Here is a 25,020-nt window from a genome sequence, read left to right as displayed (position 1 = left end):
GACTCTCTCACGGCTCGACAGCGGGATCGCTCGCCGGTGCCAGCGATTCCAGTTCGGTCGGATCGGTGTCTGCGTCGAGCGCCACCGGTTCGATCCGGACGACGCCCTTCGCGCTCCGCCCGCTGTCGATCCCCGGTCCGACCACCCGAATCTCGTCCGGGTCGAGCGGGTCACCGTCCCGGCGGTAGGCCAGCACCCCCGACAGCGCGTCGGTCACGTCGAGACAGACCCGATACCCGTCCCGGCAGGTCACGAGGACGTGCGTGGCGTCGGGCGGGCTCTCGGCGGCCGTCAGGAGGTCGCCGAGGTCTAGCCCGGTCCAGGGGCCGTCGATGGGGCCGCTGTCGTCACACGCCATGTCCGTCCGTATCTCGACCGGTTCGAACCCCTCGCAGGCGTCCAGCGTCGTCGGGAGCAGGAGCTGTCGCTCGCCTTCGATCTCCACGTAGGCCGCCCCGGGCCGCTCGTGCTCGCCAGTCACGTCGGTTCGGTGTCGTGTCGGCGCACACAAAAGCCCGGCTACACGTTCTCGGAGTCCGGGAACGACAGTTCGGTCGCGAGCTCCTCGGCGACGCGCGCGCCGAGGCCAGCCTTGCCCCCGGCGTACTCGTCGGTCCCGTCCCGGCGGATCACGAGCGCCTCCGTTTCGGCCTCGCCCATCACGTCCGCACGGTTCCCGACGACGAAGGACAGATCGGCCCGCTCCATCGTCTCGCGGGCGCGCTCCACGAGGGTCTCCTCGTCGCCTTCCGTCTCGACCTTGAACCCGACGATGGACAGGTCGGGGTGGGCCTCCCGCACGGTGTCGATCAGTTTCGGCGTCGGCGTCAGTTCGAGCGTCAACTGCTCGTTCCCGGACTTGATCTTCTCGTCGGCCGCCTCGACGGTGTAGTCGGAGATGGCCGCCGCCGAGACCAGCGCGTCGGCGTCGTCGGCGTGCGCCTGCACGGCGTCGAGCATCTCCGCGGCGCTCTCGACCTGTTCCACGTCGGCGTAGTGAACGTCCGGCCCGTCGTGTACCAGCGTCACGTCCGCGCCGCGGACGTAACAGGCACGCGCCACTGCGCGGCCGGTCTTGCCCGACGCGCGGTTCGAGAGCGTCCGGACGGGATCGACGGACTCGGTGGTGGCCCCGCTCGTGACGATCACGTGTTCGCCCGCCAGCGGGTCGGGCGTCGTCGCGCGGGCGACGCCGGTGACGATGGCGTCCTCGGTGGCGATCTTGGCCTTGCTCTCCTCGATCCGCGGGTCGACGAACTCGACGCCCCAGGACTCGACGCGGGCGATGGTTTCGAGGACACCCGGGTGGTCGTACATCGGTTCGTGCATCGCGGGCGCGACGACGACGGGCACGTCCGCGCCCAGCGCCGTCGTGGCACAGGTCGTCACCGGCGTGTCGTCGATGGCCGCCGCCAGTTTCCCGACGGTGTTCGCCGTCGCCGGCGCGATCAGCAACACGTCGGCCCAGCCCTCACGACCGCACAACTCGACGTGTTCGACCTGCCCGGTGATCTCGGTGACGACGGGCTCGTCGGTCGCGAAGTCGACGGCCCACGGGTGGACGATCCCCGTGGCGCTGTCGGTCATCACGGCCCTGACCGACGCCCCCTGGCGGCGTAACTCGTGGGCCAACTCCACCGTCTTGACCGCCGCGATGGACCCGGTGACCCCGAGTGCAACGTTCACTCCGGAAAGCATTATCACCCCGTTGGCCCCCGCGGGGTAAATCCGTAGGGGTTCCCTTAGCGAGCCCCCGATTTGGGGGTGCTTAAAAAGAGGCCGTAGATTTCCCCGTGAAGTTTTACTAGGGTTGGGGTCTCACGTGGTGATGCTATGGCAGATGGACTCATATTCCCGAGTTCGGAATGGTTCGAAGACTACCAGGAAAAAGTAAACAGTAACGAGGAGTACGCGGAGAAGTCCGCCGGGTGGGGGGTCGACTTCAACGGCGACTTCATTTTCAAGATGACCGACATGCCGCTCGACGATATCGACGTCGATGCCATGCCCGAACACATCCAGGACGAACTCGATCAGTACGTTTCGGAGGGTGCTTCGGGGTACACCGGGCAGACGTTCGTCGGCCTCGAAGACGGGAAGTGTACCGACGCGTACCTCATCGAATCCGAGGACGAGGTCGACAACGGCTTCAAGCTCACCGGCACCTACGAGAACTGGGTCGAGCTGACCAAAGGCAACATCGGTGCCGTCGACGGCATGATGTCCGGCAAGTTCGAGCTGGACGGCGACATGCAGAAGATCCTCCAGTACTCCGACGCCGCGACGCTGCTGACCGAGTGCGCGACACAGGTCGACTCCGTGTTCGCACACGAGGAGTATTCGCAGTAAGCGACTCCCGGAACCGTCGAACCGCGCCTGGCACCCCTGGGGGTGGGGCGCGCGAACTTCGTCTTTCTTAGGGTGCGTACGTTCCCTCCAGCCGCGCGTTCGCCAGTACCTGTCCCATCATCTCGTCTTCCAGGTCGCCCTTGCCGGTCGATGCCGGCAGGTCCAGCGTCGCGTCGAGGGCGTACAGGCGGAACCGGTAGGTGTGTTCCCGATCCGGCGGGTTCGGCCCGCCGTAGCCGTGTTCGCCGTAGTCGTTTTGCCCCTCGGTAGCGTCGTCGGCCGCCCAGTCCTCGGGAATCTCCCCGATGTCTGGGTCGATGTCCCAGACGAGCCAGTGGTCCCAGATCTTCCCCGCCGGCTCCATCGCGTCCGGGTCGTCGACGATCAACACCAGCGACACCGCGCCGTCGGGCACGTTCTCGACGTGCAGTGGCGGGTTCACGTCGTCCTCGGTGTAGCCGTACTTTTCGGGAATGCGCTCCCCGTCCTCGAAGGCCGGACTCTCCAGTCGTAGGTCGCTCACGGTATCCCTCCACCGGCAATAGAACCGCCCGAGGGAAGAAACTACGGCGTGGCTTCGCCGCTCGCGCGTTCGGCGGCCTCCCTTCGGTCGTCCGCCTACTCCCGGTTCCTGCGTCACCGCTCGCGCGTTCGGCGGCCTCCCTTCGGTCGTCCGCCTACTCCCCGTCCTCGGCGACACTCGGATGCTGGGTCGGCTCGTCGGGGTGGCGCTCGGCGAACGCCTCGGTCATCACGTCCATGGCCTCGCGTTCGCGGACTTCCCGCTCGGCCCCGTCGATCTCCTCACAGCCCGGCGGCACGTCCCGACCCCGGCCCGAGAAGTACCCCTCCGGTGCCACCCAGTCGTGGTAGAACGGCCGGTCGTCTTCCTCCAGGAGCGTGACGGCGACCTCGGCCCCGTGGCCTGCACAGACCGCCGTCTGGTGGGGTTTCTCGGCCAGTCGCCCGGCGGCGTAGAGGCCGTCGACGCCGGTCCGCCCGCGCTCGTCGGTATCGACGTACATCTTCCCGCGGTCGACGAAGCCGACGCCCTCGATCCCGCGGAGGTAGTCGACCGTGTTCTTCGTCGCGGCCACGACGTAGTCCGCCCAGAACTGGTCGCCGGCGGCCGTTTCCACGTCGAACCCCTCGTCGTCGACGGTGACACCCGTCACTTCGGCCTCGTGGAAGGCACAGCCCGCTTCCTCGGCCTGCTGTTCGAGGAGGTCGAGGAACCGCCGCGCGTTCACGCCGGCGGGGAAGCCGGGCACGTTCTCCAGATGGCCGTTCCGTCGGAGGAGCGACTCGCCGTCGTTCACGACGGTCGTCTCCAGCCCGTGCCGGGCGGTGAACACGCCCGCGCTCAGCCCGGCGACGCCGCCGCCGACGATCAACACGTCCGTGGTTTCGGTCATGACAGCGGGGAGTTGACCGGCCCCCGAATAGAATGGTTCGGTTTACTCGCCGAGATCGAACTGCTCGGCCGCGGTCTCCATGTCCTTGTCGCCCCGGCCCGAGAGGTTGACCACGATGGTCTCGTGGTCGGTCTCCGCGGCCACCTTCCTGGCCATCGCCAGCCCGTGGGCCGTCTCCAGCGCCGGGATGATCCCCTCGGTCATCGAGAGCGTCCGGAACGCCTCCAGGGCCTCGTCGTCGGTGATGGCACGGTACTCGGCGCGTCCCATCTCGCGGAACCGGGCGTGTTCGGGGCCCACGCCGGGGTAATCCAGGCCCGCCGAGACGGAGTGGACCTCCACGTCCTCGTCGATCACGCGGGTCTTCATGCCGTGGATCACGTCCTCTTTGCCCTCGTCCAGCGGTGCGGCGTGGCGACCCGAGCCGGCCCCCTCGCCGCCGCCTTCGCCGCCGTAGAAGGCCACGTCGTCGTCGCGGAACGCGTGGAACAGGCCGATGGCGTTCGAGCCGCCGCCGACGCAGGCCACACAGGCGTCGGGGAGTCCGCCGATCTGTTCGATGGCCTGCTCGCGGGCCTCCTTGCCGATGACCGACTGGAACTCACGGACCATCCGCGGGAACGGGTCGGGGCCGACCACCGACCCCACCATGTAGTGGGTGTCGTCGATGTTCTCCATGAAGTCCTCGAGGGCCACGTCGACGGCGTCGGCCAGCCCCGCGCCGCCCTGCGTGACGGGGTTGACCTGCGCGCCCATCAGCCGCATCCGGAAGACGTTCATCCGCTGGCGCTCCACGTCCTTTTTCCCCATGTAGATCTCCGTGTCCAGGTCGAACAGCGCGCCGACCATCGCGGTCGCGGTGCCGTGCTGGCCAGCGCCCGTCTCGGCGATCAGTCGCTCCTTGCCGGCCTTCTCGGCGAGCAACGCCTGCCCGATGGCGTTGTTGATCTTGTGGGCCCCGCCGTGGAGCAGGTCCTCGCGTTTGAGGTAGATCTCGGCACCGTACGCCTCGGAGAGTCGCTCGGCGTGGTACAGCGGTGTCGGACGGCCTGCGTAGGATTCGAGGATCGACCGGAACTCCGCCTCGAACTCCTCGGTCTGTGCGATGTCCTCGAACGCGGCCGCGAGCCGCGCGAGCGGTTCCTGCATCGGTTCGGGGACGTGTCGGCCGCCGAAACCACCGAACGCATCGTCCGTGTCGTCGTGTTCACTCATGTCGATCCCAGTGTCTCGGGAATGCACATATGTCTACTGTTTGCCGACTGGTCGCCTCGCCGAGCCTGCGGAATACTTACGGCGCGGTCGCACCCAAAGGGGGTGTGGACAGAGTCGAGGTCAGCACCGTCGTCTACCTGCCACCCGAGGAGATCTACGAGTTTCTCGAGGACTTCCCCGGGTACGCGGAGTACTCGAAGTACCTCAGGGAGGTCCGCAGCGACGGCGACGGCAGTCCGGGGACGCGCTACTTCCTCACCTTCGCCTGGTGGAAACTCACCTACACCGCCCACTCGAAGGTGACCGACACCGACCCGCCGAACCGGATCGACTGGGAGATCACGAAAGACATCGACGCCGAGGGCCACTGGACCGTCGAACCGATCCCGGACGAACGCCCCGACAGCCAGGAACACGCCTGTCGCGTGCGCCTGACCGTCACGTTCCGCCCCGATTCGGCGGACTCGGGCGTACTCGATCTCCCGCGATTCGTCTCGATGGACTGGGTGATCGAGAAGGTGAAACCGAAGATCCAGGCCGAGGCCGAGCGGGTCGTCGAGCGCATCGTCGCCGACCTCGAAGGCCGTCAGCGCGAGGTCGACCTCGAAATCGAAACCGTCGATACGTCGGTGTGACCGGCCGTCCGCCCCGCGGCGCTACTCGTCGACCTCGTAGTCGCCGCCGTACTTCATGAAGATGTAGGACAGCCCCAGCGACGCGCTCATGACCAGCGCCGTCGCGACGCCGATGGCCTTCGCACTGCCGGGGAGTGCGGGGCCGCCGCCACCGCCGCCGCTCTGGGGTTCGATGGTCGGGTAGTCCGTCCCGACGACGACCGAACCGAGCATTCCCTGACCCTTGTGGGGGCTGCAGTAGTAGTTGTAGATGCCGTCTTCCTCGAAGGTGTGCTCGTACTGGACGCCCGAGCCGCCGACCGGGGACCCGGAGTCGAGCGGTCCCTCACCCTCGGAGACGACGTTGTGCGCGCCACCCTCGCCGGTCCACTCCCACTGGACGGTCGCGCCGTTGTCGACGTGGACGCCTGCGGGACTGAACGCGAACCCGTCGCCGGCACCGACCTGCACCGTGACGGTACTCTGTCCGGTCTTGTCGGTGACGCTTCCGCCGTAGGTGTTGGCGCCGTCCAGATAGCCGCCGAGGTCGGGGATGCCGCCACCGCCGCCACCGCCGCCTTCGGTCCCTTCGGGGGCGCTCGTCCCGTTGGTGGCCGTCCCGTTAGTTGCCGTCCCGTTCGCCGTCGCGGTGCCGCCAGTCTGTGTGGTCTCCTGGGCAGCCGCCGTGCCCGCGACGCCGGCGGCCGCAGCGCCGCCCGCCGTCGCCATGAGGAAACCCCGTCGTGACACGTCCTCCGAACGGTCGCTCATGGTCGGGCGTTAGAAGGGGGTGGTAGTGAATATGTTGGTTCCGAGTCGACGGCTCGGGGTTTCGATGCGCATTTTACGCGTGAGCCCTACTGTCTGGGCATGGAAGAGGAACCCGGCCTGAGCGACCAGTACCGGAAAGCCAGCCCGTGGCCCATGTTCGTCGCGCTCGGGTTCGTGCTCTCGGAGGTCGGCATCATCGTCGGCATCTTCTCGATCGCCGTCGGCGGCCTGTTGCTGTTCGGCGGGAGCGTCGCCGGCATCCTCAAAGAGTCGGCGTACGTCGAGACGCTCTGGGGGTCCCTGCTCGCCTTCGGTGGCGTCCTCGCGGCCATCGGCGTCGGCGTCGTCGCCTGGCGGGTCGGCGTCGATCCCGGCGTGCTGGTCGACGTGATCGCCACGCCCGGTGACTTCGGACTCCTCGTCCCGCGCGCACTGGCGGTGGCGGTCGCCGGCATCATCCTGCTGGCCGCCGGGGGGACAGTCCAGGCCCTCGAACGGAACGTCGACGCTCGCTAGCTGGGACGACTCCGGGCCGTGACCGATCACGCGACGATTCCGACAACCTATTTATCGTCGTCTCCAAACCGGTTGGTATGCTCCCGAGTACATTCGACCGCGAAACCATCCTCGATCTCACGGTCAACATGATCCCGCTTGGCATCCTGTTGTTCTTCATCGTGGCGTTCGGCCTGGTCAACCCCTTCGGCTGGAACAACGTCATCTCCTCGCTCCAGTTCGGTATCCTGATCGCCTCGTTCGTCCTGCTGGCCATCCTGACCTACTACTCCGGGAAGGCCATCTCGAAGGCCGAAGCCGAGATGGAAGACGAAGACCACACGGCCTGAATCGACGCTCGTTTCTCTCTCTGTTCTCTCGGGCGTTTTCGCTCCGATAGTCGCGCCGCCGCGACACCGCTGTATCGCCGCGTCGTCCCCCGACGAACACGTTCGCGCCGGGAATCAAAGGGAATCTTTCTTTAGCCCCCAGTCCTGAGAGTCGAGTATCAATGGCTGCAGGACAGCTCGCACTAACGGTGCTGATGGGCGTGTTCCTCATCGCCGTGGCAGCGTTGCTGACACGGATCGAGGACTGGCGCTCGTACACGCCACTCGCCGGCGGCGGTGCCATCGGCGAGGAGGCGGGGTACGGGCACGACGAAAAGCCCGGCGGAATCGTGCGGTGGCTCACCACCGTCGACCACAAAGATATCGGGATGCTGTACGGCACCTACGGGGTGCTGGCGTTCGCGGTCGGTGGCATCATGGCCTTCCTCATCCGGATGCAACTCATCGTTCCGGCAGGGGCCATCATCGAGAACGGCTTCTACAACGCCATTCTGACCAGTCACGGCATCACGATGCTGTTCCTGTTCGGGACGCCCATCATCGCGGCGTTCTCGAACTACTTCATCCCGCTCCTGATCGGTGCGGACGACATGGCGTTCCCGCGGATCAACGCCATCGCGTTCTGGCTGCTTCCGCCCGGCGCACTGCTGGTCTGGGGCGGCTTCCTCATCCCCGGCATCGGCACCGCCCAGACTTCCTGGGTGATGTACCCGCCGCTGTCGGTCGAACAGACCCAGATGGGGGCCGACCTGATGATGCTCGGCCTGCACCTCACGGGGGTCTCGGCGACGATGGGTGCGATCAACTTCATCGCGACCATCTTCACCGAGCGCAGTGAGGACGTGACCTGGGCCAACCTGGACATCTTCTCGTGGACGATCCTCACCCAGTCGGCGCTGATCCTCTTTGCCTTCCCCCTGCTGGGATCGGCGCTGATCATGCTCCTGCTGGACCGGAACTTCGCCACGACGTTCTTCGCCGTCGAGGGTGGTGGGACGATGCTGTGGCAACACCTGTTCTGGTTCTTCGGACACCCCGAAGTGTACATCCTCGTGCTCCCGCCGATGGGGCTCGTGAGTTACATCCTGCCCCGCTTCGCGGGCCGGAAGCTGTTCGGGTTCAAGTTCGTCGTCTACTCCACGCTGGCCATCGGGGTCCTCTCGTTCGGCGTGTGGGCCCACCACATGTTCACGACCGGGATGGACCCGCGACTGCGGGCTAGCTTCATGGCGGTCTCGTTGGCGATCGCGATACCGAGCGCCGTGAAGACGTTCAACTGGATCACGACGATGTGGAACGGCAAGATCCGGCTGGCGGCACCGATGCTGTTCTGCATCGGCTTCGTCTCGAACTTCATCATCGGCGGTGTCACCGGCGTCTTCCTCGCGTCGATCCCCGTCGATATGATCCTCCACGACACCTACTACGTCGTGGGCCACTTCCACTACATCGTGATGGGTGCCATCGGCTTCGCCGTCTTCGCGGGCATCTACTACTGGTTCCCGATCTTCACCGGTCGGATGTACCAGCGCACGCTCGCGAAGTGGCACTTCTGGCTGTCGATGATCGGCACCAACATCACGTTCTTCGCCATGCTGGCGCTGGGGTACCTCGGGATGCCGCGCCGGTACGCCACCTACGAGTTCTCCGAGACTATCGCGCCGCTGGCGTCGGTCACCACCTTCCACCAGCTGGCCTCCGTGGGCGCGTTCATCCTGCTGGTCGGCCAGCTCATCTTCGTCTGGAACCTCGTCCAGTCGTGGCTCGAAGGCCCGCGCGTCGGTCCGGACCCCTGGAACCTCAAGGAGGAGGCGCCGGAACTGTTCGGCCGCGAGTTCACCTGGCACGAGAACCGCCTCGAAACCCAGATTGCCACGGACGGCGGTGACGAGGAGGAGGTCGCGGCCGACGGTGGCGAGCCTGTCGAGACCGAATCTGAAGACGACACCGCCGAGTAATCGCGGCCGACGACGAATCGCCGTTCGCCGCTCTTTTTCGCCGTCCGCACGCGCGACATGGAAAGCGATTTAGCCGGCCTGTGGCTACCCGTGCCCAATGAGTCTGTCCGATCAGGACCACGATCTCGTCACCGCGGAACTCGGCCGCGAGCCGACGCCGGCCGAGGCCGCGCTCTTCGAGAACCTCTGGAGCGAACACTGCGCGTACCGCTCCTCGCGACCACTGCTGTCGGCGTTCGACAGTGAGGGCGAGAACGTCGTCGTCGGCCCCGGCGACGACGCGGCCGTCGTCTCCCTGCCCGACGGCGAGACCTACATCACGCTGGGCATCGAGAGCCACAACCACCCCTCCTACGTCGATCCGTTCGACGGCGCGGCGACCGGCGTCGGGGGCATCGTCCGGGACACCCTCTCGATGGGGGCCTACCCCATCGCGCTCGCGGACTCGCTGTACTTCGGCGACTTCGACCGCGAACACTCCCGCTATCTCTTCGAGGGCGTCGTCGAAGGGATCAGCCACTACGGCAACTGTATCGGCGTCCCGACGGTGACGGGCAGCGTCGCCTTCCACGACGACTACGAGGGCAACCCGCTGGTGAACGTCTCCTGTATCGGCCTGATCGAGGACCCCGACCGCCTCGTGACCGCCGAGGCCCAGGAACCGGGCAACAAACTCGTTCTGGTCGGCAACGCCACGGGCCGGGACGGCCTCGGCGGAGCCTCCTTCGCCAGTGAGGACCTCGCGGAGGACGCCGAAACCGAGGACCGACCCGCCGTGCAGGTAGGCGACCCCTACACGGAGAAACTCTTGATCGAAGCCAACGAGGCCCTGATCGACGAGGACCTGATCGAGTCGGCCCGCGACCTCGGCGCGGCGGGCCTGGGTGGCGCGACCAGCGAACTCGTCGCGAAGGGCGGGCTGGGGGCCCACATCGAACTGGAGCGGGTCCACCAGCGCGAGCCCAACATGAACGCGCTGGAGATCCTGCTCGCCGAGTCCCAGGAGCGGATGGCCTACGAAGTGACACCCGAGAACGTCGACCGGGTGGCCGAGATCGCCGAGCGGTACGACCTCGGATGCTCGGTCATCGGTGAGGTGACCGACGGCAACTACGTCTGTGAGTTCGAGGGCGAGACCGTCGTCGATGCGCCCGCGGAGTTCCTCGGTGACGGCGCGCCGTTCAACGACCTGGACTCGGTGGAGCCGAGCCAGCCCGAGCGGGACCTCCCGGAGAGGGACCTCGGTGACGCGTTCGAGGCCGTCGTCGGCAGTCCCAACACGGCCTCCAAGCGGTGGGTCTATCGGCAGTACGACCACGAGGTGCAGGTCCGGACCGCGACGCCGCCGGGCGACGACGCGGCGATTCTGGCGATCCGGGAAGCCGAAACCGGGCTGGCCTACTCCGCCGGAGCCGACCCCAACTGGACGGACGCGGCACCCTACGACGGCGCGCGGGCGGTGGCGCTCGAGAACGCGACCAACGTCGCCGCCAAGGGCGCCACCCCGCTCGCGGCCGTCGACTGCCTCAACGGCGGCAACCCCGAGAAACCCGACGTGTACGGCGGGTTCGAGGGGATCGTCGACGGGCTGGCCGACATGTGCGCCGAACTCGACGTGCCCGTGGTCGGCGGGAACGTCTCGCTGTACAACGACTCGAACGCGGGGCCGATCCCGCCGACGCCGACGCTGGCGCTGGTCGGGACGAAGGATGGGTACGAGGCCCCGCCCGCCGCACTCTCCGGCGAGGCCGACCTCCTCGTGGTCAACGACCGCGCGCTCTCGGGCGAGGCCGACCCCAAACTCGGCGGCTCGGAGTACCTCGCACAGCACGGCGGAAGCGACGGGTTCCCGACCCTGCCCGACGACCGCGCCGCGTTCGTCGAGACGCTCGCGGACGTGGCCGACCACGAGGCCACGCTCGCGGTCCACGACGCCAGCCACGGCGGCCTCGCGGTGACGCTCGCGGAGATGGTCACCGAGACGGCCGGCGCGGACGTGACCCTCGACGGCGACGCCTCCGCCGCCGAACACCTCTTTCACGAACAGCCCGGTCGCGTCGTGATCGAGACCGACGATGCCGACGCCGTGGCCGCGGCCTTCGAGGGCGTCGCCCCCGTCGAACACGTCGGGTCGGCCGACGACTCGGGCGCGCTGTCGCTGTCGGTCGGCGACGCGACGCTGGACTACGAGGCCGCGGAGATCGCGGACCTGCGGTCGGTCATCGAACGCGAACTGGAATAACGTCCGCGTCTATCACTCCTCGTCCTCGTCGTCCGGCCAGTACGCCACCTCGTCGTCCGTGGGGTAGTACCCCTCGAAGGTGCGTTCGTCGCGGCCGCCGGGCGGCGAGCCGACGTAGACGCCAAACTTCTCCATCTCCGGGTAGATCGTCACGTCCGGTTCGTTCATCGTCGAGACCATCAGGTACCGGAGGGTATCGTCGCCGTCGTTGACGACGCGGTGGCCGCCGGACTCGTCGGCCGGGAGGGTGACGAAATCGCCCGCCTGGAGGTCGTGTTCGCCGTCCTCCGCCCGGAGCAGGCCCTCGCCGGCCAGCACGTAGATCGCCTCCTCGTTGGCGGTGTGGTAGTGGTACGGCCAGGCTCGGGTCCCCGGCGGCATCTCGTAGAGGCTACAGCCCAGGTCGTCGGCCTCGACGGCCGCGCCGAGTTCCTTCCGGTGGAACGTCGCGTCGCCGTTGTCGTAGGTCTTCCAGTCCAGGTCGGACTCGTTGATCTTGTCCATCGGTTGGCCGTACTCGAACCAGTTACAAAACCCACACGAATTTTCACCAGAATTGCGAGCGTCACTCGCGGTAGTAGTCGGGGTCGTCGCTGGAACCGATCCATTCGCTGATATCGCCGTCCTCGCGGACGCGAAACGTCACCGACACGAACTGGTCGTCCTCGCCGAAGTCGGCGGCGTCTACGTCGGTGACGGTGTCCTCGTGCCGTGCGGTGACCGTGTACTGTCCTGGCTCGTCGACCGGTGACGGAATAACCACACGCGTCCGGGTGTCGTACCCGCCGAGTACTGTGACCGTCTCGGTGAACTCAGTCGCGCCGTCTTCGGCGATCTCGACGGTCAGGTCCATCGGAATGCCGGTCGTGTTGACCAGTTCGACGTGGTCGACGAGTACTCCGTCCGGGCCGAGAACACTGTCTAGACAGCCACTCACCGAGAGACAGCCGACACTGGCGAGAAGGCAGAGAGACTCCCGTCGCTCCATAGTTGCGATGCTGGCAGGACGAACAAAACGTCACCGACTGCGCTACAGCAGGAACGGGATGCCGAACGTGACCGCGAGGCCGATCACGAGGACGACGAAGCCGAAGCCGACCTGACTCATCGTGTAGTCGCTCTGCGGTGCGGTGCTGCGTAGCGGCGGTTCCCCGTCGGGAATCTCGGGACTCTCCGGATCGTACTCGGGTCGGTCCTCGTCGTGGTCGTCGCTCATACCTCGGCGTTCGCAGTCGGTGTACTTCGGTGTGTCGGAACCGCGGTCCGCACGACTCAGCGACCGATACGCGGCGAGCGCTGAAGTAGCACTCCGCCTATCCCCGTGTATGTTCGGAGCCGAGTTCGTCGCCGGAATCGCCCTCGCCGCACTGCCCTGCATGATCGCGCTGTTCTACGTGTTCCTCCGTTTCGAACCGGCCGAGGAACCCGTGGTCGAGGCCGACGGGCTTTCGCGGTAACCTCTGTCGGGGCCCCGACTGCGGGAATCAGACGCCTTTTGTCGGGCGGTACCGTAGCCGGAGGCAACTGATGACCCTCACGAAACGGATCATTCCCTGTATCGACGTGGACCTGGACGACGAGGGCAACGCGGCGGTGTACACGGGCGTCAACTTCGAGGATCTGGAGTACACCGGCGACCCGGTCGAGATGGCCAAGAAGTACAACGAGGCCGGGGCCGACGAGTTCGTCTTCCTCGACATCACCGCCTCCGCCGAGGGCCGCGAGACCATGCTCCACGTCGTCGAGTCCATCGCCGACGAGGTGTTCATCCCCCTCACCGTCGGCGGCGGCATCCGCACCCGCGAGGACGTGAAAGAGACCCTGCGAGCGGGCGCTGACAAGGTCTCGATCAACACCGGCGCGCTCCAGCGCCCGGAACTCATCGAGGAGGGCGCGGCGGCCTTCGGCAGCCAGTGTATCGTCATCAGCGTCGATGCCCGCCGCCGGTTCGACGAACAGGGCGACCACTACGTCGAGGTAGACGGCGAGTCCTGCTGGTTCGAGTGTACGGTCAAGGGCGGCCGCGAGGGCACCGACATCGACGTGATCTCGTGGGCCGAGGAGGCCGAAGACCGCGGCGCGGGCGAACTGTTCGTCAACTCCATCGACGCCGACGGAACCAAGGACGGCTACGATATCCCGCTCACGAAAGCCGTCTGTGATACCGTCTCGACGCCCGTGATCGCCTCCTCGGGCTGTGGGAGTCCCGAAGACATGTACGAGGTGTTCACTGAAGCAGGCGCGGATGCCGGGCTGGCGGCCTCTATTTTCCACTTCGGCGAGTACTCGATCCAGGAGACCAAGGAGTACCTGGACGAGCGCGGTGTGCCGGTGCGCTTTTGAGAGCTGCGTGTGGGTGCCTGCGAGGAACTCCGGTTGTAATAAGTTCCGGTGCCCGAATCGGGACGTATGAAAGCGACGGCGAAGGCACATCCGATTCAGGGGTTGGTGAAGTACCACGGGATGCGCGACGAGGAGTTGCGCCAGCCGTACCACGACTCGATCAGCGTCAGCACGGCACCGAGCAGGACGGTGACGACCGTCGAGTTCGAACCCGACAGCAACGAGGACGTGTTCCTGATCGACGGCGAGGCAGTCGAGGGTCGGGGCCGCGAACGCATCGAGAACGTCGTCGATCACGTCCGCGACCTCGCGGACATCGACCACGCCGTGCGGTTCGAGTCCGAGAACGACTTCCCGACGAACATCGGGTTCGGGTCGTCGTCGTCGGGCTTCGCCGCCGCCGCGCGGGCCCTGGTGGGAGCCACCGATCTGGACATGACGCTCCCGGACATCTCGACGGTCGCGCGTCGCGGCTCGGCCTCGGCCGCACGGGCCGTGACGGGCGCGTTCTCGCACCTCCGGACCGGGCTGAACGACGCCGACTGTCGCTCCGAGCGTATCGAGACCGCCCTCGAAGACGACCTCCGGATCGTCGGCGCGGAGGTGCCGGCCTACAAGGAGACCGAGGAGGCCCACCGCGAGGCCGCCGACAGCCACATGTTCGAGGCGCGGATGGCCCACATCCACGGCCAGATCGCGGAGATGCGCGACGCCCTGCGCGAGGGTGACTTCCACCGCACCTTCGAGCTGGCCGAACACGACTCGCTGTCGCTGGCCGCGACGACGATGACTGGCCCGGCAGGGTGGGTCTACTGGCAGCCCCGGACCATCGAGATCTTCAACACGGTCCGGGAACTCCGCGAGGAGGGCGTGCCGGTCTACTTCTCCGTGGACACGGGCGCGAGCGTCTACGTCAACACGACCGCCGACCACGTCGACCGCGTCGAGGGTGCCGTCGCGGATTGCGGCGTGGATACCCGCGTCTGGGAGGTCGGCGGGCCGTCGCAGTTGCTCGACGAGAGCGCGGCGTTGTTCTGAGGCCGACTCCGCGGGTCCGGGGATCGGCGGAGCGCTTTACCCCTCGGCGACCCAACGGGAACATCATGAACGTCGCAGTGTTCGGGGCCGGCTACGCCGGCCTGACGCTCGCTCGCCGGTTGGAGCGACGGCTCCCGCCGGCGGCAAACCTGATCGTCGTCGACGAGAGCGAGGACCACCTCGTCCAGCACGAACTCCATCGCGCGATCCGCCGGCCGTCCATCACGGAGGACATCACGGTCCCCATCGCGGACTGTTTCGACCGCGCCGAGATCCGCCAGGCTCGCGTCACCGACGTGGACGCAGAAGCCGGGGTCGCCACGCTCGACGGCACGGACGAACTCACCTACGACGTGGGGGCGGTCTGTCTCGGCGCGGCGACGGCCTTCTACGACCTGCCGGGGGTCGAGGACCACGCGACGCCGCTGAAGCGTCTCGACGACGCCGAGCGGATCAGGGCAGACGTACTCGACGCCTTCGACGCCGGCGACGCCCGGATCGTCGTCGGCGGGGCCGGACTGTCGGGTGTCCAGGTCGCGGGCGAACTCGCCGCGCTGGCCCGCGAGGAGGGCGCGAACGATGCGGTCGAGATCACACTGCTCGAACAGGAGGGGGCCGTCGCGCCGAACTTCCCCGGCCCGTTCCAGCGTGCCGTCGACCAGCAGCTCCGCGACCGCGGGATCACGGTCCGGACGGACGCGGCCGTCGCCGGAGCCGACGAGTCGACGATCACGCTCGACGATGGCTCGGAACTCGACTACGACGAGTTCGTCTGGACCGGCGGGATCCGCGGCCCGGACGCGCTGGCCGGCGACCGCCCGATAGTGCGAAGCCGGCTCCAGCTGGCCGGCGACACGTTCGTCGTCGGTGACGCCGCGCGCGTCGTCGATGCCGACGGGCAGGCCGTCCCGGCGAGCGCGCAGGCGGCCATCCGGGAGGCCCGCGTGGCGGCGGCGAACGTAGAAAAACTCGTCGACCACCGCCTCGGGGACGGAAGTGGGGGCTTCGAGCCGCGACTCGACGACTTCCAGTTCGACTCGCCGGGCTGGCTGGTCAGCGTCGGCGACGGAGCCGTGGCTCAGGTCGGGGGGACGGTGCTGACCGGTCCGGCCGCGGTGGCGCTCAAGACGACCGTCGGCGTCGGCTACCTGACTTCGGTCGGGGCCGTCCGGAGAGCCGTCGGACTCGTGGGCGAAGAACTGGATCTTGACGGCGTCCCCGACGAGGCCGCCGACGCTATCGACGGCGAGGCGGGAGACGGCGAGTCGGGGACTGTCGACGTGACTGTCGGCAGTGACGACGAAGACGGCGGCAGTTAGGACGAGGAGTTCAGCGCGAGGTCGGGCGTCGTCCAGACGATGAAGTCGTCCTCGTCCTCGCGGTTGATGATGCCGTTGATGTGCTCGTCGTCCTCGTCGGGCGACTCGTTGACCTCCTCGTCGCTGACGGGCGTGACCTGCCGGACCTCGTCGACGACCCAGCCGAGGTGGCCCTGTTCGTCCATCTCCTCGGAGTCGAAGACGACGATGAGATCGCCCCGGCCGTCGTCCTCGACTGCGAGGGCGTCTTTCGGGTTGATGATAGCGGTCACCTGCCCGCGCAGGTCGACCACGCCCTCGACGTAGGACGGCGAGTTGGGCACGCGGGTCATGTTCTCCAGCTCGACGATCTCCTCGATGTACTCGATGTCGAGACAGAACCGCTCGTCGCCGAGTTCGAACTCCAACACGCGGGTGCGGTCGCCGGCGTGGGCCGTGCGTCGGCCCGCCGCGGCCGCTCGCGCCGCGGCGACGGTTCCCTCCCCGTCCAGCATCGACTGCTCGTCGTCCTCCGAGACCGTCGTCGCCTGCTCCGGGATGGCGAACGTTTCGCTCCCCGAGAGTGCGTCGACGGCCTCCGCCGCGTCCGCGGAGGACACCGAGGCCGCGACGCCGGACTGCGGTGTCGTCCGCTCGGCCGCCTCGGCCGCCGCGTCCGCGGCCGTCGACTCCCCGTCGTCCTCGCGCTCACCAGTCTGGTCGTCCCCGTCCCCGTCCGTGGGTTCGTCACCGGCCGACTCGGCGAACTCGAAGCCGCTGGTCTCGACCGCGTCGGATTCGTCGGCGGCGGGTTCGTCGGCGGCACCCTCGTCGTCGCCTCCGTCAACCTCGTCGGTCTCCGCGCCATCGTCGTCCTCGGTCGCGGGGTCGACCGCTTCGGACGCCTCGTCGGCCGATGGTTCCTCGGTCGACTCGCTCGCCTCGGCCGGGGCGTCGGCTGTCGTCGATTCCGCGGCCGGGTCGACCGTCTCGTCGATGGTCGGCGTCGATTCGACGGGCTCGTCGGTCCCGGTGTCGTCCGCGTCCTGATCGCCGCCCTCGTCGTCGATGGGTTCCGGATCGGCTTCGTCCGAATCGGCCTCGGCCGCGGCCTCGTCCGTCGCGTCGGCCACGTCGGCCGCCGGTTCGCTCTCGGCCTCGCCGCCGTCGGCGGTCGCGTCGGCCGCGTCCGCGTCTGTGTCCGCGCCGTCGCTGTCCTCGTCGGCTGTGCGGCGTCGTCCTTCGCGCATCTCTCGAATGCGGTTCGCCCGTTCCATCCGGTCGTTGGTGTCGTCCTCGTCGGTCATTGTGGTATCTCCTCGGCGAATCCGAACTGTCTGTCGAGGTCGGCGGCGATCTCCAGGAACACGTCGGCCATGTCGACGCTCGGGTCGTACGCGAACAGCGACTGGCCGCTGGAGAAGGCCCGCTGGAGCGCGACGCGCTTGCGGACCGACCAGACCGGCACGTCCTCGAACACCGCCTCCAGCCAGTCGAGCATCTCCGTGTCTTCGTTGGTCGACTCCACCCGGTTTGCGACGACGCCGACCTCCCGCACCGTCTCGCCGGTGCGGTCCTCCAGCGCCGCGATCTGGTCGAACAGGAGTTCGATGGCCCGTTCGGAGGTGGCCTCTGTCAGCGCCGGGATCAAGACGTTCCCCGTCGCGTAGATCGCGGTGTCGGTCAACTGACCGTAGAAGGGTGGCGAGTCGACGACCACGTAGTCGTAGCCGGTGAGTTCGTCGAGTACCTTGTCCAGCCCGTCCAGTGCCGTGTCGCCGCTGACGGTGTCCGGCCCGACGTTGATCGTCAGCGGTTCCAGCACCGCCGGATCGACGTCGAGCGTCGGGTCGGCGTCGAGTTTGGCCATCACGTTGGCCAGCGTCAGCTCGTGTTCGGCCTGGAGCATGTCGATGCTACTGGGCAACACGTCCATCTCGTCGTGGGGGCGGATCAGGTCGTGGACCGCCGACCGCTGCTCCGGGTCGGTCAGCACGTCGAACAGCGTGGGCGGTGCCGCGTCGTAGGCCTCGACCAGGCCCAGCCCCTCCGTGGCGTTGCCCTGCGGGTCGAGGTCGACGAACAGCACGTCCCGTCCGCGTTCGTTCAACGCGCCCGCGACGTTGATCGCCACCGTCGTCTTCCCCGTCCCGCCCTTGGCGTTTGTGACACAGAGCGCCGCGGGACGGTCGTTTCGATCCATCGCTACTACCGGTGCTGGGTCACCGCTCCTTATAAAAATCCGCTCCCGATTCTCAATTGTTGTAGAGAGCGCCTGTCCGTGGTTCACACCCTCGCGTTCAATCGGTACGTCGTCAGTTTCGAAGTTGAGTATCGGTGGTGACGATTATAATTCGGCCTGACCGTACAGTCGTGTATGGAGACACGACGGCGCTTGCTTCGGCTCGTGGGTGCGAGCGCGACGGTGACGGCAATCGCCGGTTGCACGGACGGCGGGTCCGGTCCCGGCGGTACCGATGAGTCCGGCGAGAACGGCGATACGGCGGGTTCCCCGGACGGGTCGGACGGCACGGACGAGGCGGACCTCGGGGTCCAGGGACGGGACCTCGGAGAGTCGGTCACGTTCACCAACGGTGACAACGAACTCCGACTGGCTGCGACCTCGGTTCGGTTGACAGACCTGCTGGTCGGTGCCGAGTACGCATCGCTGGCCTCGCTCACGCCCGAAGATCCGTGGGTGGGGTCGGACGCGGACGACCTGTTCTTGCTCGTCGAACTGCAGGTCGAAAACACCGGGAGTACGACGTACCAGCAGCCGCTGGGCTTCAGGTTCGAGACCGCCGAGGGGACCGAACACGAACGGGTCGCGTTCGAGGAGATCTCCGGATTGGGGTTCGCCTTCCCCATCCGCCAGCAGTACGGCCAGCTTCAGGCCGGCGCGGAGCGGACCATGTGGATCGGGTTCCCCGTGCCGGCGGACACGGCCGCCGGGCGGCTGGTGGCCGACCTCGACATGGCCGCCTTCGATCCGGAGCCGGAAGCCTGGGCGCTCGATCTGTCCAGTGTCACCCCGGAAACGCACGACTTCGGGACACTCGACGTCGGCGAGGGCGCGACCGTCGGGGACTCGTCACTGGGACTTCGCGCGACCGTCCGGAACGTGCGCGAGGAGACTGGCCAGTTCGAGACCACCTACTCGGGCAACGAGTTCGAGTACGACGCGCCCCCCGAGGGCGAGAAGTACGTCCTCGTGGACTTCGCACTGGAGAACGTCTCGACGCGACAACTCGGGGCGATCCGACCCTACAAGATGACGCTCCGGGGCGACGGCTGGGAGGAAGAAAACGCGTCCTACACCGCGGACGATACCTACCACCGTGGCACCTATCAGGGCCTCGACCCCGGCGAGACCAAGGCCGGAATTCTGCTGTACACCGTTCCGGCCGATGCGAACCCCGAGACCTTCGCCGTCGAGATGACCTCCCACGTGACGCTCACGTGGTCGCTGAACTGAGCGTCAGTCGAACCGCGCCACCGGCCCGTCGTCGGTGTCCTCGACCGTCGCACCCAGCGCTTCGAGTTCGTCGCGCAACTCGTCGGCCCGTTCGTAGTTGCCCGCCTCGCGTTCCTCCTCCCGGACCGTGAGGAGCAGGTCGGCCAGTTCCTGCGCGACGCGCACGTCGCCCTCGTTCTCGCCGCCGAAACTGAGTCCCAGCACGCCCTCGCCCAGGTCCTCGAAGGCCTCGATGGCCCGCCGCAGGCCCACGTAGTCGTACTCGTCGTGGTCGTCGACGTGACGGTTGACCGCGCCCGCCAGATCCAGCAGTGCCGTCGTCGCCTCCCGCGTGTTGAAGTCGTCGTTCATCGCCGTCGTGAACGCCTCGCGGATCTCGGCGACCGTCTCCCGGAGGGCGTCGTCCTCGACCGTGGTGTGGGCGTCGACGCTGTCGGCCGCTTCGACGGCCCGCCGGTGCCCCGTCCGGAGTCGCTCCCACCGTTCCTCGGCTTCGGCGACGGTCTCGGCGCTGTAGGTGGCCTTGCTGTGGTAGGCCGTCGAGAGCAGGAAGGTCCGCGCGACGTTGGGACCGTGTTCACCGACGAACTCCGCGACCGTCGAGAAGTTGCCCAGCGACGAGGACATCTTCTCGTCTTTCGTTTCGAGCAGGCCGACGTGGAGCCAGTAGCGGGCGAACTGCTGGCCGGTCGCGGCCTCGCTCTGGGCGATCTCGTTCTCGTGGTGGGGAAAGACCAGATCCTGCCCGCCGACGTGGATGTCGATGGTGTCGTCGAGGTGGGTCGTGCTCATGGCCGAACACTCGATGTGCCAGCCGGGGCGACCCTCGCCCCACGGCGAGTCCCACGTCTGTGCGGTTTCGCAGGCCTCCTCGGGTGAGGCCGCGCCCTCGTGCTGGTGTTCGGCGATGTCCTCGGGGTCGACGCCCCCGGCCTTCCAGAGCGCGAAGTCGGCGGGGTTGCGCTTCTCGCCGGTGTGTTCGCCCTGGGCGTCGAGTTCGTCGACCTGCTGGTTCGAGAGTTTGCCGTAGTCGTCGAAGGCGGTCACGTCGAAGTAGACCGAGCCGTTCACCTCGTAGGCGTAGCCCCGCTCCAGCAGCGTCTCCACGAGGTCGATGATCTGGGGGACGTGCTCGGTGACGCGGGGGTACACGTCCGCGCGCAGGAGATTCAGCGAGCGCATGTCCCGGATCACCTGCTGGACGTAGGTGCGGGCCACGTCGGCCTCGCTCTCGCCGTCCTCGCCGACGCGCGCGACGATCTTCTCGTTCACGTCGGTGAAGTTCTCGACGTGGCGGACGTCGTAGCCCAGGTGGTCGAGCCACCGGTGCATCACGTCGACGTGGACCCAGCCCCGGGCGTGGCCCAGGTGTGCTGGGTCCGAGGTCGTCAGACCGCAGTAGTAGAGCAGCACTGAGTCGGGGTCCCGTGGCTCGAACTCCTCGCGCTCGCCGGTGAGCGTGTTCGTCACGCGAAGCGTCATTACCGGAGTGGAGCGCGGGGGACGGTTTCAATGCGTCGGAAAGCCACCGCTCGCCGTCAGTCGCCGGTCGCCGGCGTCGTCTCTAGCGCCGCCTCGACCGCCCTGACGGCGTCGGCCCCGGCGCGACGCTCGACGACGACCAGCAGTGCGTCACCGCCGACACCGGCGGCCGTCACCGCCACCTCCTCGGCCCGGAGGTGGTTCAGGACGTGCGCGAGCGCCGTGGCGTCCACCCCGCCGGTCGCCAGAATGCCCGTCAGTTGCCCGCCACCGGGGACCAGCGCGGTGTCGCCGACGGCCAGGAGCGCGTCGGCGGAATCGCCTTCCTCGACTTCGCCCAGCCCGCTCTCCATCGAGACGCGTGCCTCGGTTCCCGCCGGGTCGTACTCGGGCAGATCCTCGGCGTAGCGACGGAGCGCGGCGACGACTGCCTCGTGGTCGTCCGCGCCGAGGTCCAGATAGCGTGCGGCGGCGGTGTAGTTGACGACGCCTGCCCGCAGTCCCTCGTAGAGAAACGGATGGGTGCGGACGGCCTCACGTGTGCGGGATGCCAGCGACATACCGCTCCTGGCGCTCGCGGCGACAAAAAACGCCCCGCCTCGACGGGGTACTAAAACGCCCGTAACTTTGTGGCAGTTCAGCTATTCCCGTGGGGATGGACCACATGGACGTGTCGGGGGAGTGCCCGACCGGGACCCAACATGACCGACTTCACGATACCGAACTGCACGGAGAACTGTCCGTACAAGCAACCAGTCAGCGGTGCCTGCGACCACGACCTCGAACAGTCGCTGGTCCAGGAGTTCCTCGACAACCCGGAACAGGGGTGTCCGTTCGGGTCCGAGTGACGCACGCACCCAGCGGACCGACGCCGAGACGATTCCCTCGCGAACATCCGAACCCCTAAGACTCGCCTGTGCCTAGGTCGGGATATGCAAGCGCTGGTCATCGCGGCCCACGGGTCACACCTCAACGCGGAGTCGAGCACGCCGACGTTCGACCACGCCGACACGATCCGGCGGTCGGGCGCGTTCGACGAGGTCCGCGAGAGTTTCTGGAAGGAGGAGCCACACTTCCGGGAGGCGCTTCGGACGCTCGAATCCGACGAGGTGTACCTCGTGCCGCTGTTCGTCAGCGAGGGCTACTTCACCGAGCAGGTCATCCCCCGCGAGTTCCGCCTCGACGAGTGGGACGTCGACCAGTGGGACTCCGACGGCACCGGCGCGACCCACACCACGCTGACCGCGACCGACACGGGCCAGACCGTCCACTACTGCGGCCCGGTCGGCACCCACGACGCGATGAGCGACGTGATCGTCCAGCGCGCCGAGTCGGTCACCGGCGACCCCGAAGTGGGGGACGGGTTCGGTCTCGCCGTCGTCGGCCACGGGACCGAGCGCAACGAGAACTCGGCGAAAGCCATCGAGTACCACGCCGACAGCATCCGCGAACGAGGCCGCTTCGACGAGGTCGAGGCCCTCTACATGGACGAGGACCCGGAAGTCGACGACGTGACCGACTTCTTCGAGAGCGACGACGTGGTGGTCGTCCCGCTGTTCATCGCCGACGGCTACCACACCCAGGAGGACATCCCCGAGGACATGGGCCTGACCGACGACTACCGCAACGGCTGGGACACGCCCGCCGAGGTCGACGGGCATCGGATCTGGTACTCGGGGGCGGTCGGCACCGAACCACTGCTGGCCGACGTGGTGCTGGAACGCGCGGCCGACGCCGGTGCGGACGTGCGCGAGGCCATCGAGCGGGTCCGTGAGGAGACCGGTGGCGGGCGAGTGACGGCGGACGACTGACGGGCGACGCGACCGGGGCGTGGACGACCGAAGGGAGTCCTCGGACAGTCGAGCGGTGAAACCGCGAGACGGGGAGCGTCGCCGAACGGTCGAGCGGCGCGGGCGCGAGACTGCGTAGCCACGGAACGAGTGTCCGGCCCGTGCGTCCGTTCCGCCCGTTTTCAGAGTCGGAAAGCGACTGTGGGCTTTTAACCCCTGGTGGTGCCAACCCTCGACTCGTGAGTGAGGATTGGGAGCTGGCCGAGGTCCTCGACCTGCTCAGCGACGAGTACGCCCGCTCAATCCTCGCGGCAACGAGTGTCGAACCCATGTCCGCCAAACAGCTCTCCGAACAGTGCAACGCGTCCCTCCCGACGGTCTACCGACGGATCGAGTGGCTCCAGGAGTACGATCTGATCGAGGAACGCACGAAAGTCGAATTGAGCGGTAACCACCACAAGGTGTACTCGGCCACTCTGGACGAGTTCGCGATGGACCTCGACGACGGCGGCTACGAAGCCACCATCGAACGAACCTCCCGCGCCGAATTCCCCGGCGAAGACGCCGACGACACCGCCGACCGATTCACCAAAATGTGGGAGAACCTCTAACATGATCGGGACCGACCAACTCGCGTACTGGCTGATATTCGCCCTCTCGGCCGGCTCGGTCGTCGTCGGGAGCTACGTCGGCTACCAGGCCTACCGTGGGTTCCGCCGCCACGACAGCCGACCGATGCAGTACCTCTCTATCGGTCTGTTCCTGCTGACGGCCGTCGCCTTCGGGCTCTCGTTCGTCGGTTCGATCCTGCTGCAGATGCAGGTGCTTCCACCGGAGACCTTCCAGCAGCCGCTGACGCTTCTGACGCGGTTGCTCCAGTTCCTCGGCGTCTTCTTCATCGCCTACTCGTTGCACAAGCGGTAATCCGGCCGGGCGGACACTCGACACTCACTCGCAGCCGACTGACCTGGCGACCTCGATCAGCAGTTTCGGCGAGACGGCTTTGCCCGACACCTGATAGTGGTATCCGTCACACGACCAGGAGACGTAGGTGGTGTAGCCGACGCTCACGTTCGCCTGCTGGCCGGCGACCCGTGTCGACCGGTCGGGTGTCGGTGGGTAGAACAGGCCCTCGACCTTCGAGACGGAGATCTCCGTGCTGGCGTTGACGTACTTCAGACCGAGGCTCGTGATGCGGGGGCTCTCGGTCTTCGAGGCGAACTGGAGCTGGAACGACGGCGGGAGGTCCGGCGTCGGAACCGAGACGTTCGTCACCCGTCGCAGGGCCGCCGTCGACGCGTAGAAGTCCCGGCGCGGCGTGTCTTCCAGTTCGACGGAGACGTTCGCGGACGGGTCGAACCGGAACACGGACTCGTCGAGGCCCGGATTGAACGTGACGTTCTCGTAGACGACCGTCTTCGCGTGCTGGACGCCGTTCGAGCGCCACTCGGAGTGGCGTTTGAGCGGGAAGAACCACTCCGTGTCGACCCACAGCGTCTGCCGGAAGTCGCCCACCAGTGACCCGTTCCGGGGCGTGATCTTCAGGACGTGGACCGACCGGCCGTCGACGGTGTCGGTGCCGTTGTAACTCACGGCGAAGGCGGCGTTCCCGACGCCGTCCGGTCGCTCACCGGCCTGCCCCTCGGGGGCACCGCCCGACTGCGGGACGGCGGGCAACGGGTTGATGCCCGGCGTCGGCGTCGCGGCCGTCCGGTCCGTGCCGTCGGTCACGTTCAGCCGGGCGAACAGTCGTTCGATCCGCTCTCCCTCGGTGCGCTGCGCGGAGAGACTCGGGTTGCTCAGGTTGAGCCGCTCGACGACCCCCGACGTTCGGTTTTGCCACCACATCATCGACCCGTTCGAGACGGTCAGGTTGTGCCGGTGGCGCGGACCGTACAGCAACCGCTCGCGGAACCGATCCGTCCCCGGACGCATCGAGACGCGATAGACCGACCGGTTCACCTCGTCGCCCTCCCGGTTGATCGTGGTCCGCGTCGCGTTGAGTCCCTCGACCGCCGCGTATCGCTCCGAGGCGTTCGCGCCGATCTGCCGTGGCGTCGGCTCCTCGGTGCTATCGGCCGACAGAAATCCGACCGCGAGAACGCCCCCGACGAGTGCCAGCAGACAGATCCCCGCGAGGATCTGTTTCGCTGTGACGGTTCCGCGAGACATCTGCTCGTTCGAC

29 protein-coding genes are annotated in these 25,020 nt (G+C 67.4%); 15 read left to right on the top strand and 14 right to left on the bottom strand.

Annotated elements, in window-relative coordinates:
• Positions 1-7 precede the first annotated feature (7 nt).
• Positions 8-481 (bottom strand): molybdopterin-dependent oxidoreductase, encoded by a 474-nt coding sequence (locus ACOZ4N_RS08575; protein ID WP_424019512.1) that lies wholly within the window; start codon positions 479-481, stop codon positions 8-10.
• Between the two features lie 38 nt (positions 482-519).
• Entirely contained in the window at positions 520-1,698 is a 1,179-nt protein-coding gene (coaBC, locus tag ACOZ4N_RS08570) for a bifunctional phosphopantothenoylcysteine decarboxylase/phosphopantothenate--cysteine ligase CoaBC (protein WP_424019511.1), read from the bottom strand.
• A 135-nt stretch (positions 1,699-1,833) separates the two neighbouring features.
• Between coaBC and ACOZ4N_RS08565 the strand changes: the two genes are divergently transcribed.
• The gene (locus tag ACOZ4N_RS08565) at positions 1,834-2,349 is read left to right on the top strand and encodes an SCP2 sterol-binding domain-containing protein (RefSeq protein ID WP_424019510.1); all 516 of its coding nucleotides are present in this window, start codon (positions 1,834-1,836) and stop codon (positions 2,347-2,349) included.
• A gap of 67 nt (positions 2,350-2,416) precedes the next feature.
• Here the strand turns inward: ACOZ4N_RS08565 and ACOZ4N_RS08560 are convergent, their stop codons facing one another.
• From ACOZ4N_RS08560 to trpB, 3 genes are all read right to left on the bottom strand, one after another.
• Positions 2,417-2,872: a YbhB/YbcL family Raf kinase inhibitor-like protein gene (locus ACOZ4N_RS08560; protein WP_424019509.1), complete on the bottom strand. Its 456-nt coding sequence runs from the start codon at positions 2,870-2,872 to the stop codon at positions 2,417-2,419.
• A 154-nt stretch (positions 2,873-3,026) separates the two neighbouring features.
• Complete coding sequence (locus tag ACOZ4N_RS08555) at positions 3,027-3,764, bottom strand: FAD-dependent oxidoreductase (RefSeq protein ID WP_424019508.1); 738 nt, start codon at positions 3,762-3,764, stop codon at positions 3,027-3,029.
• A 42-nt stretch (positions 3,765-3,806) separates the two neighbouring features.
• Positions 3,807-4,979 (bottom strand): tryptophan synthase subunit beta, encoded by a 1,173-nt coding sequence (trpB, locus tag ACOZ4N_RS08550; RefSeq protein WP_424019507.1) that lies wholly within the window; start codon positions 4,977-4,979, stop codon positions 3,807-3,809.
• 104 nt (positions 4,980-5,083) lie between these two features.
• Between trpB and ACOZ4N_RS08545 the strand changes: the two genes are divergently transcribed.
• The gene (locus ACOZ4N_RS08545; protein ID WP_424019506.1) at positions 5,084-5,614 is read left to right on the top strand and encodes a type II toxin-antitoxin system RatA family toxin; all 531 of its coding nucleotides are present in this window, start codon (positions 5,084-5,086) and stop codon (positions 5,612-5,614) included.
• 21 nt (positions 5,615-5,635) lie between these two features.
• Here ACOZ4N_RS08545 and ACOZ4N_RS08540 read toward each other — a convergent pair whose 3' ends face one another.
• Positions 5,636-6,364 (bottom strand): halocyanin domain-containing protein, encoded by a 729-nt coding sequence (locus tag ACOZ4N_RS08540; protein ID WP_424019505.1) that lies wholly within the window; start codon positions 6,362-6,364, stop codon positions 5,636-5,638.
• Between the two features lie 99 nt (positions 6,365-6,463).
• On the opposite strand from ACOZ4N_RS08540, the gene ACOZ4N_RS08535 reads away from it, so the two are divergent.
• The 4 genes from ACOZ4N_RS08535 to purL all read left to right on the top strand — a co-directional run bounded on the left by ACOZ4N_RS08535 (position 6,464) and on the right by purL (position 11,409).
• Positions 6,464-6,880 carry a DUF7541 family protein gene (locus ACOZ4N_RS08535; RefSeq protein ID WP_424019504.1) on the top strand — a complete coding sequence of 139 codons (417 nt, stop codon included), beginning with the start codon at positions 6,464-6,466 and terminating at the stop codon, positions 6,878-6,880.
• A gap of 77 nt (positions 6,881-6,957) precedes the next feature.
• Positions 6,958-7,209 carry a DUF6684 family protein gene (locus ACOZ4N_RS08530; protein ID WP_424019503.1) on the top strand — a complete coding sequence of 84 codons (252 nt, stop codon included), beginning with the start codon at positions 6,958-6,960 and terminating at the stop codon, positions 7,207-7,209.
• Between the two features lie 161 nt (positions 7,210-7,370).
• Complete coding sequence (ctaD, locus tag ACOZ4N_RS08525; RefSeq protein WP_424019502.1) at positions 7,371-9,167, top strand: cytochrome c oxidase subunit I; 1,797 nt, start codon at positions 7,371-7,373, stop codon at positions 9,165-9,167.
• 97 nt (positions 9,168-9,264) lie between these two features.
• Entirely contained in the window at positions 9,265-11,409 is a 2,145-nt protein-coding gene (purL, locus tag ACOZ4N_RS08520) for a phosphoribosylformylglycinamidine synthase subunit PurL (protein ID WP_424019501.1), read from the top strand.
• A 12-nt stretch (positions 11,410-11,421) separates the two neighbouring features.
• On the opposite strand, the gene ACOZ4N_RS08515 is transcribed toward purL, so the two are convergent.
• From ACOZ4N_RS08515 to ACOZ4N_RS08505, 3 genes are all read right to left on the bottom strand, one after another.
• Entirely contained in the window at positions 11,422-11,913 is a 492-nt protein-coding gene (locus ACOZ4N_RS08515; RefSeq protein WP_424019500.1) for a cupin domain-containing protein, read from the bottom strand.
• Between the two features lie 61 nt (positions 11,914-11,974).
• The gene (locus tag ACOZ4N_RS08510) at positions 11,975-12,397 is read right to left on the bottom strand and encodes a hypothetical protein (protein WP_424019499.1); all 423 of its coding nucleotides are present in this window, start codon (positions 12,395-12,397) and stop codon (positions 11,975-11,977) included.
• A gap of 42 nt (positions 12,398-12,439) precedes the next feature.
• Positions 12,440-12,625, bottom strand: a complete 186-nt coding sequence (locus ACOZ4N_RS08505) for a DUF7550 family protein (RefSeq protein ID WP_424019498.1) — start codon at positions 12,623-12,625, stop codon at positions 12,440-12,442.
• Between the two features lie 109 nt (positions 12,626-12,734).
• Between ACOZ4N_RS08505 and ACOZ4N_RS08500 the strand changes: the two genes are divergently transcribed.
• From ACOZ4N_RS08500 to ACOZ4N_RS08485, 4 genes are all read left to right on the top strand, one after another.
• The gene (locus tag ACOZ4N_RS08500; RefSeq protein ID WP_424019497.1) at positions 12,735-12,866 is read left to right on the top strand and encodes a hypothetical protein; all 132 of its coding nucleotides are present in this window, start codon (positions 12,735-12,737) and stop codon (positions 12,864-12,866) included.
• Between the two features lie 70 nt (positions 12,867-12,936).
• Positions 12,937-13,752, top strand: coding sequence for an imidazole glycerol phosphate synthase subunit HisF (gene hisF, locus ACOZ4N_RS08495; RefSeq protein WP_424019496.1), 816 nt, complete (start codon positions 12,937-12,939; stop codon positions 13,750-13,752).
• A 66-nt stretch (positions 13,753-13,818) separates the two neighbouring features.
• The gene (gene mvaD, locus ACOZ4N_RS08490) at positions 13,819-14,790 is read left to right on the top strand and encodes a phosphomevalonate decarboxylase MvaD (protein WP_424019495.1); all 972 of its coding nucleotides are present in this window, start codon (positions 13,819-13,821) and stop codon (positions 14,788-14,790) included.
• A gap of 65 nt (positions 14,791-14,855) precedes the next feature.
• Complete coding sequence (locus tag ACOZ4N_RS08485) at positions 14,856-16,109, top strand: NAD(P)/FAD-dependent oxidoreductase (protein WP_424019494.1); 1,254 nt, start codon at positions 14,856-14,858, stop codon at positions 16,107-16,109.
• Here the strand turns inward: ACOZ4N_RS08485 and ACOZ4N_RS08480 are convergent.
• Together ACOZ4N_RS08480 and ACOZ4N_RS08475 are read right to left on the bottom strand one after the other, a co-directional pair.
• Positions 16,106-17,395: a chemotaxis protein CheW gene (locus ACOZ4N_RS08480; RefSeq protein ID WP_424019493.1), complete on the bottom strand. Its 1,290-nt coding sequence runs from the start codon at positions 17,393-17,395 to the stop codon at positions 16,106-16,108. The two genes, ACOZ4N_RS08485 and ACOZ4N_RS08480, sit on opposite strands and share 4 nt — an antisense overlap.
• The gene (locus ACOZ4N_RS08475) at positions 17,392-18,291 is read right to left on the bottom strand and encodes a ParA family protein (protein WP_424019492.1); all 900 of its coding nucleotides are present in this window, start codon (positions 18,289-18,291) and stop codon (positions 17,392-17,394) included. Before ACOZ4N_RS08475 ends, ACOZ4N_RS08480 begins: the two co-directional genes overlap by 4 nt.
• Positions 18,292-18,465: 174 nt before the next feature.
• Between ACOZ4N_RS08475 and ACOZ4N_RS08470 the strand changes: the two genes are divergently transcribed.
• Positions 18,466-19,563 carry a DUF4352 domain-containing protein gene (locus tag ACOZ4N_RS08470; RefSeq protein ID WP_424019491.1) on the top strand — a complete coding sequence of 366 codons (1,098 nt, stop codon included), beginning with the start codon at positions 18,466-18,468 and terminating at the stop codon, positions 19,561-19,563.
• Positions 19,564-19,566: 3 nt separating this feature from the next.
• On the opposite strand, the gene cysS is transcribed toward ACOZ4N_RS08470, so the two are convergent.
• Both cysS and ACOZ4N_RS08460 read right to left on the bottom strand, forming a co-directional pair.
• A complete protein-coding gene (gene cysS, locus ACOZ4N_RS08465) occupies positions 19,567-21,045 on the bottom strand; it encodes a cysteine--tRNA ligase (protein ID WP_424019490.1) in 1,479 nt (492 codons plus the stop codon).
• 56 nt (positions 21,046-21,101) lie between these two features.
• Positions 21,102-21,605 carry a DUF7523 family protein gene (locus ACOZ4N_RS08460; RefSeq protein WP_424019489.1) on the bottom strand — a complete coding sequence of 168 codons (504 nt, stop codon included), beginning with the start codon at positions 21,603-21,605 and terminating at the stop codon, positions 21,102-21,104.
• A 141-nt stretch (positions 21,606-21,746) separates the two neighbouring features.
• Here ACOZ4N_RS08460 and ACOZ4N_RS08455 point away from each other — a divergent pair, with 141 nt between their 5' ends.
• From ACOZ4N_RS08455 to ACOZ4N_RS08440, 4 genes are all read left to right on the top strand, one after another.
• Entirely contained in the window at positions 21,747-21,893 is a 147-nt protein-coding gene (locus ACOZ4N_RS08455; RefSeq protein ID WP_424019488.1) for a hypothetical protein, read from the top strand.
• A gap of 84 nt (positions 21,894-21,977) precedes the next feature.
• Positions 21,978-22,856: a CbiX/SirB N-terminal domain-containing protein gene (locus ACOZ4N_RS08450; protein WP_424019487.1), complete on the top strand. Its 879-nt coding sequence runs from the start codon at positions 21,978-21,980 to the stop codon at positions 22,854-22,856.
• A gap of 218 nt (positions 22,857-23,074) precedes the next feature.
• On the top strand, positions 23,075-23,446 hold the full coding sequence (locus ACOZ4N_RS08445) for an ArsR/SmtB family transcription factor (RefSeq protein WP_424019486.1): 372 nt from the start codon (positions 23,075-23,077) through the stop codon (positions 23,444-23,446).
• Position 23,447: 1 nt separating this feature from the next.
• Complete coding sequence (locus ACOZ4N_RS08440) at positions 23,448-23,759, top strand: DUF7521 family protein (RefSeq protein ID WP_424019485.1); 312 nt, start codon at positions 23,448-23,450, stop codon at positions 23,757-23,759.
• Positions 23,760-23,783: 24 nt separating this feature from the next.
• Here the strand turns inward: ACOZ4N_RS08440 and ACOZ4N_RS08435 are convergent, their stop codons facing one another.
• Positions 23,784-25,007: a LolA family protein gene (locus tag ACOZ4N_RS08435; RefSeq protein ID WP_424019484.1), complete on the bottom strand. Its 1,224-nt coding sequence runs from the start codon at positions 25,005-25,007 to the stop codon at positions 23,784-23,786.
• Between the last annotated feature and the right edge of the window lie 13 nt (positions 25,008-25,020).

It is taken from the genome of Halorientalis pallida (assembly GCF_049605515.1).
Classification (GTDB): Archaea; Halobacteriota; Halobacteria; order Halobacteriales; family Haloarculaceae; genus Halorientalis; species Halorientalis pallida_A.
This window is presented reverse-complemented; position numbering and strand designations above follow the sequence as displayed.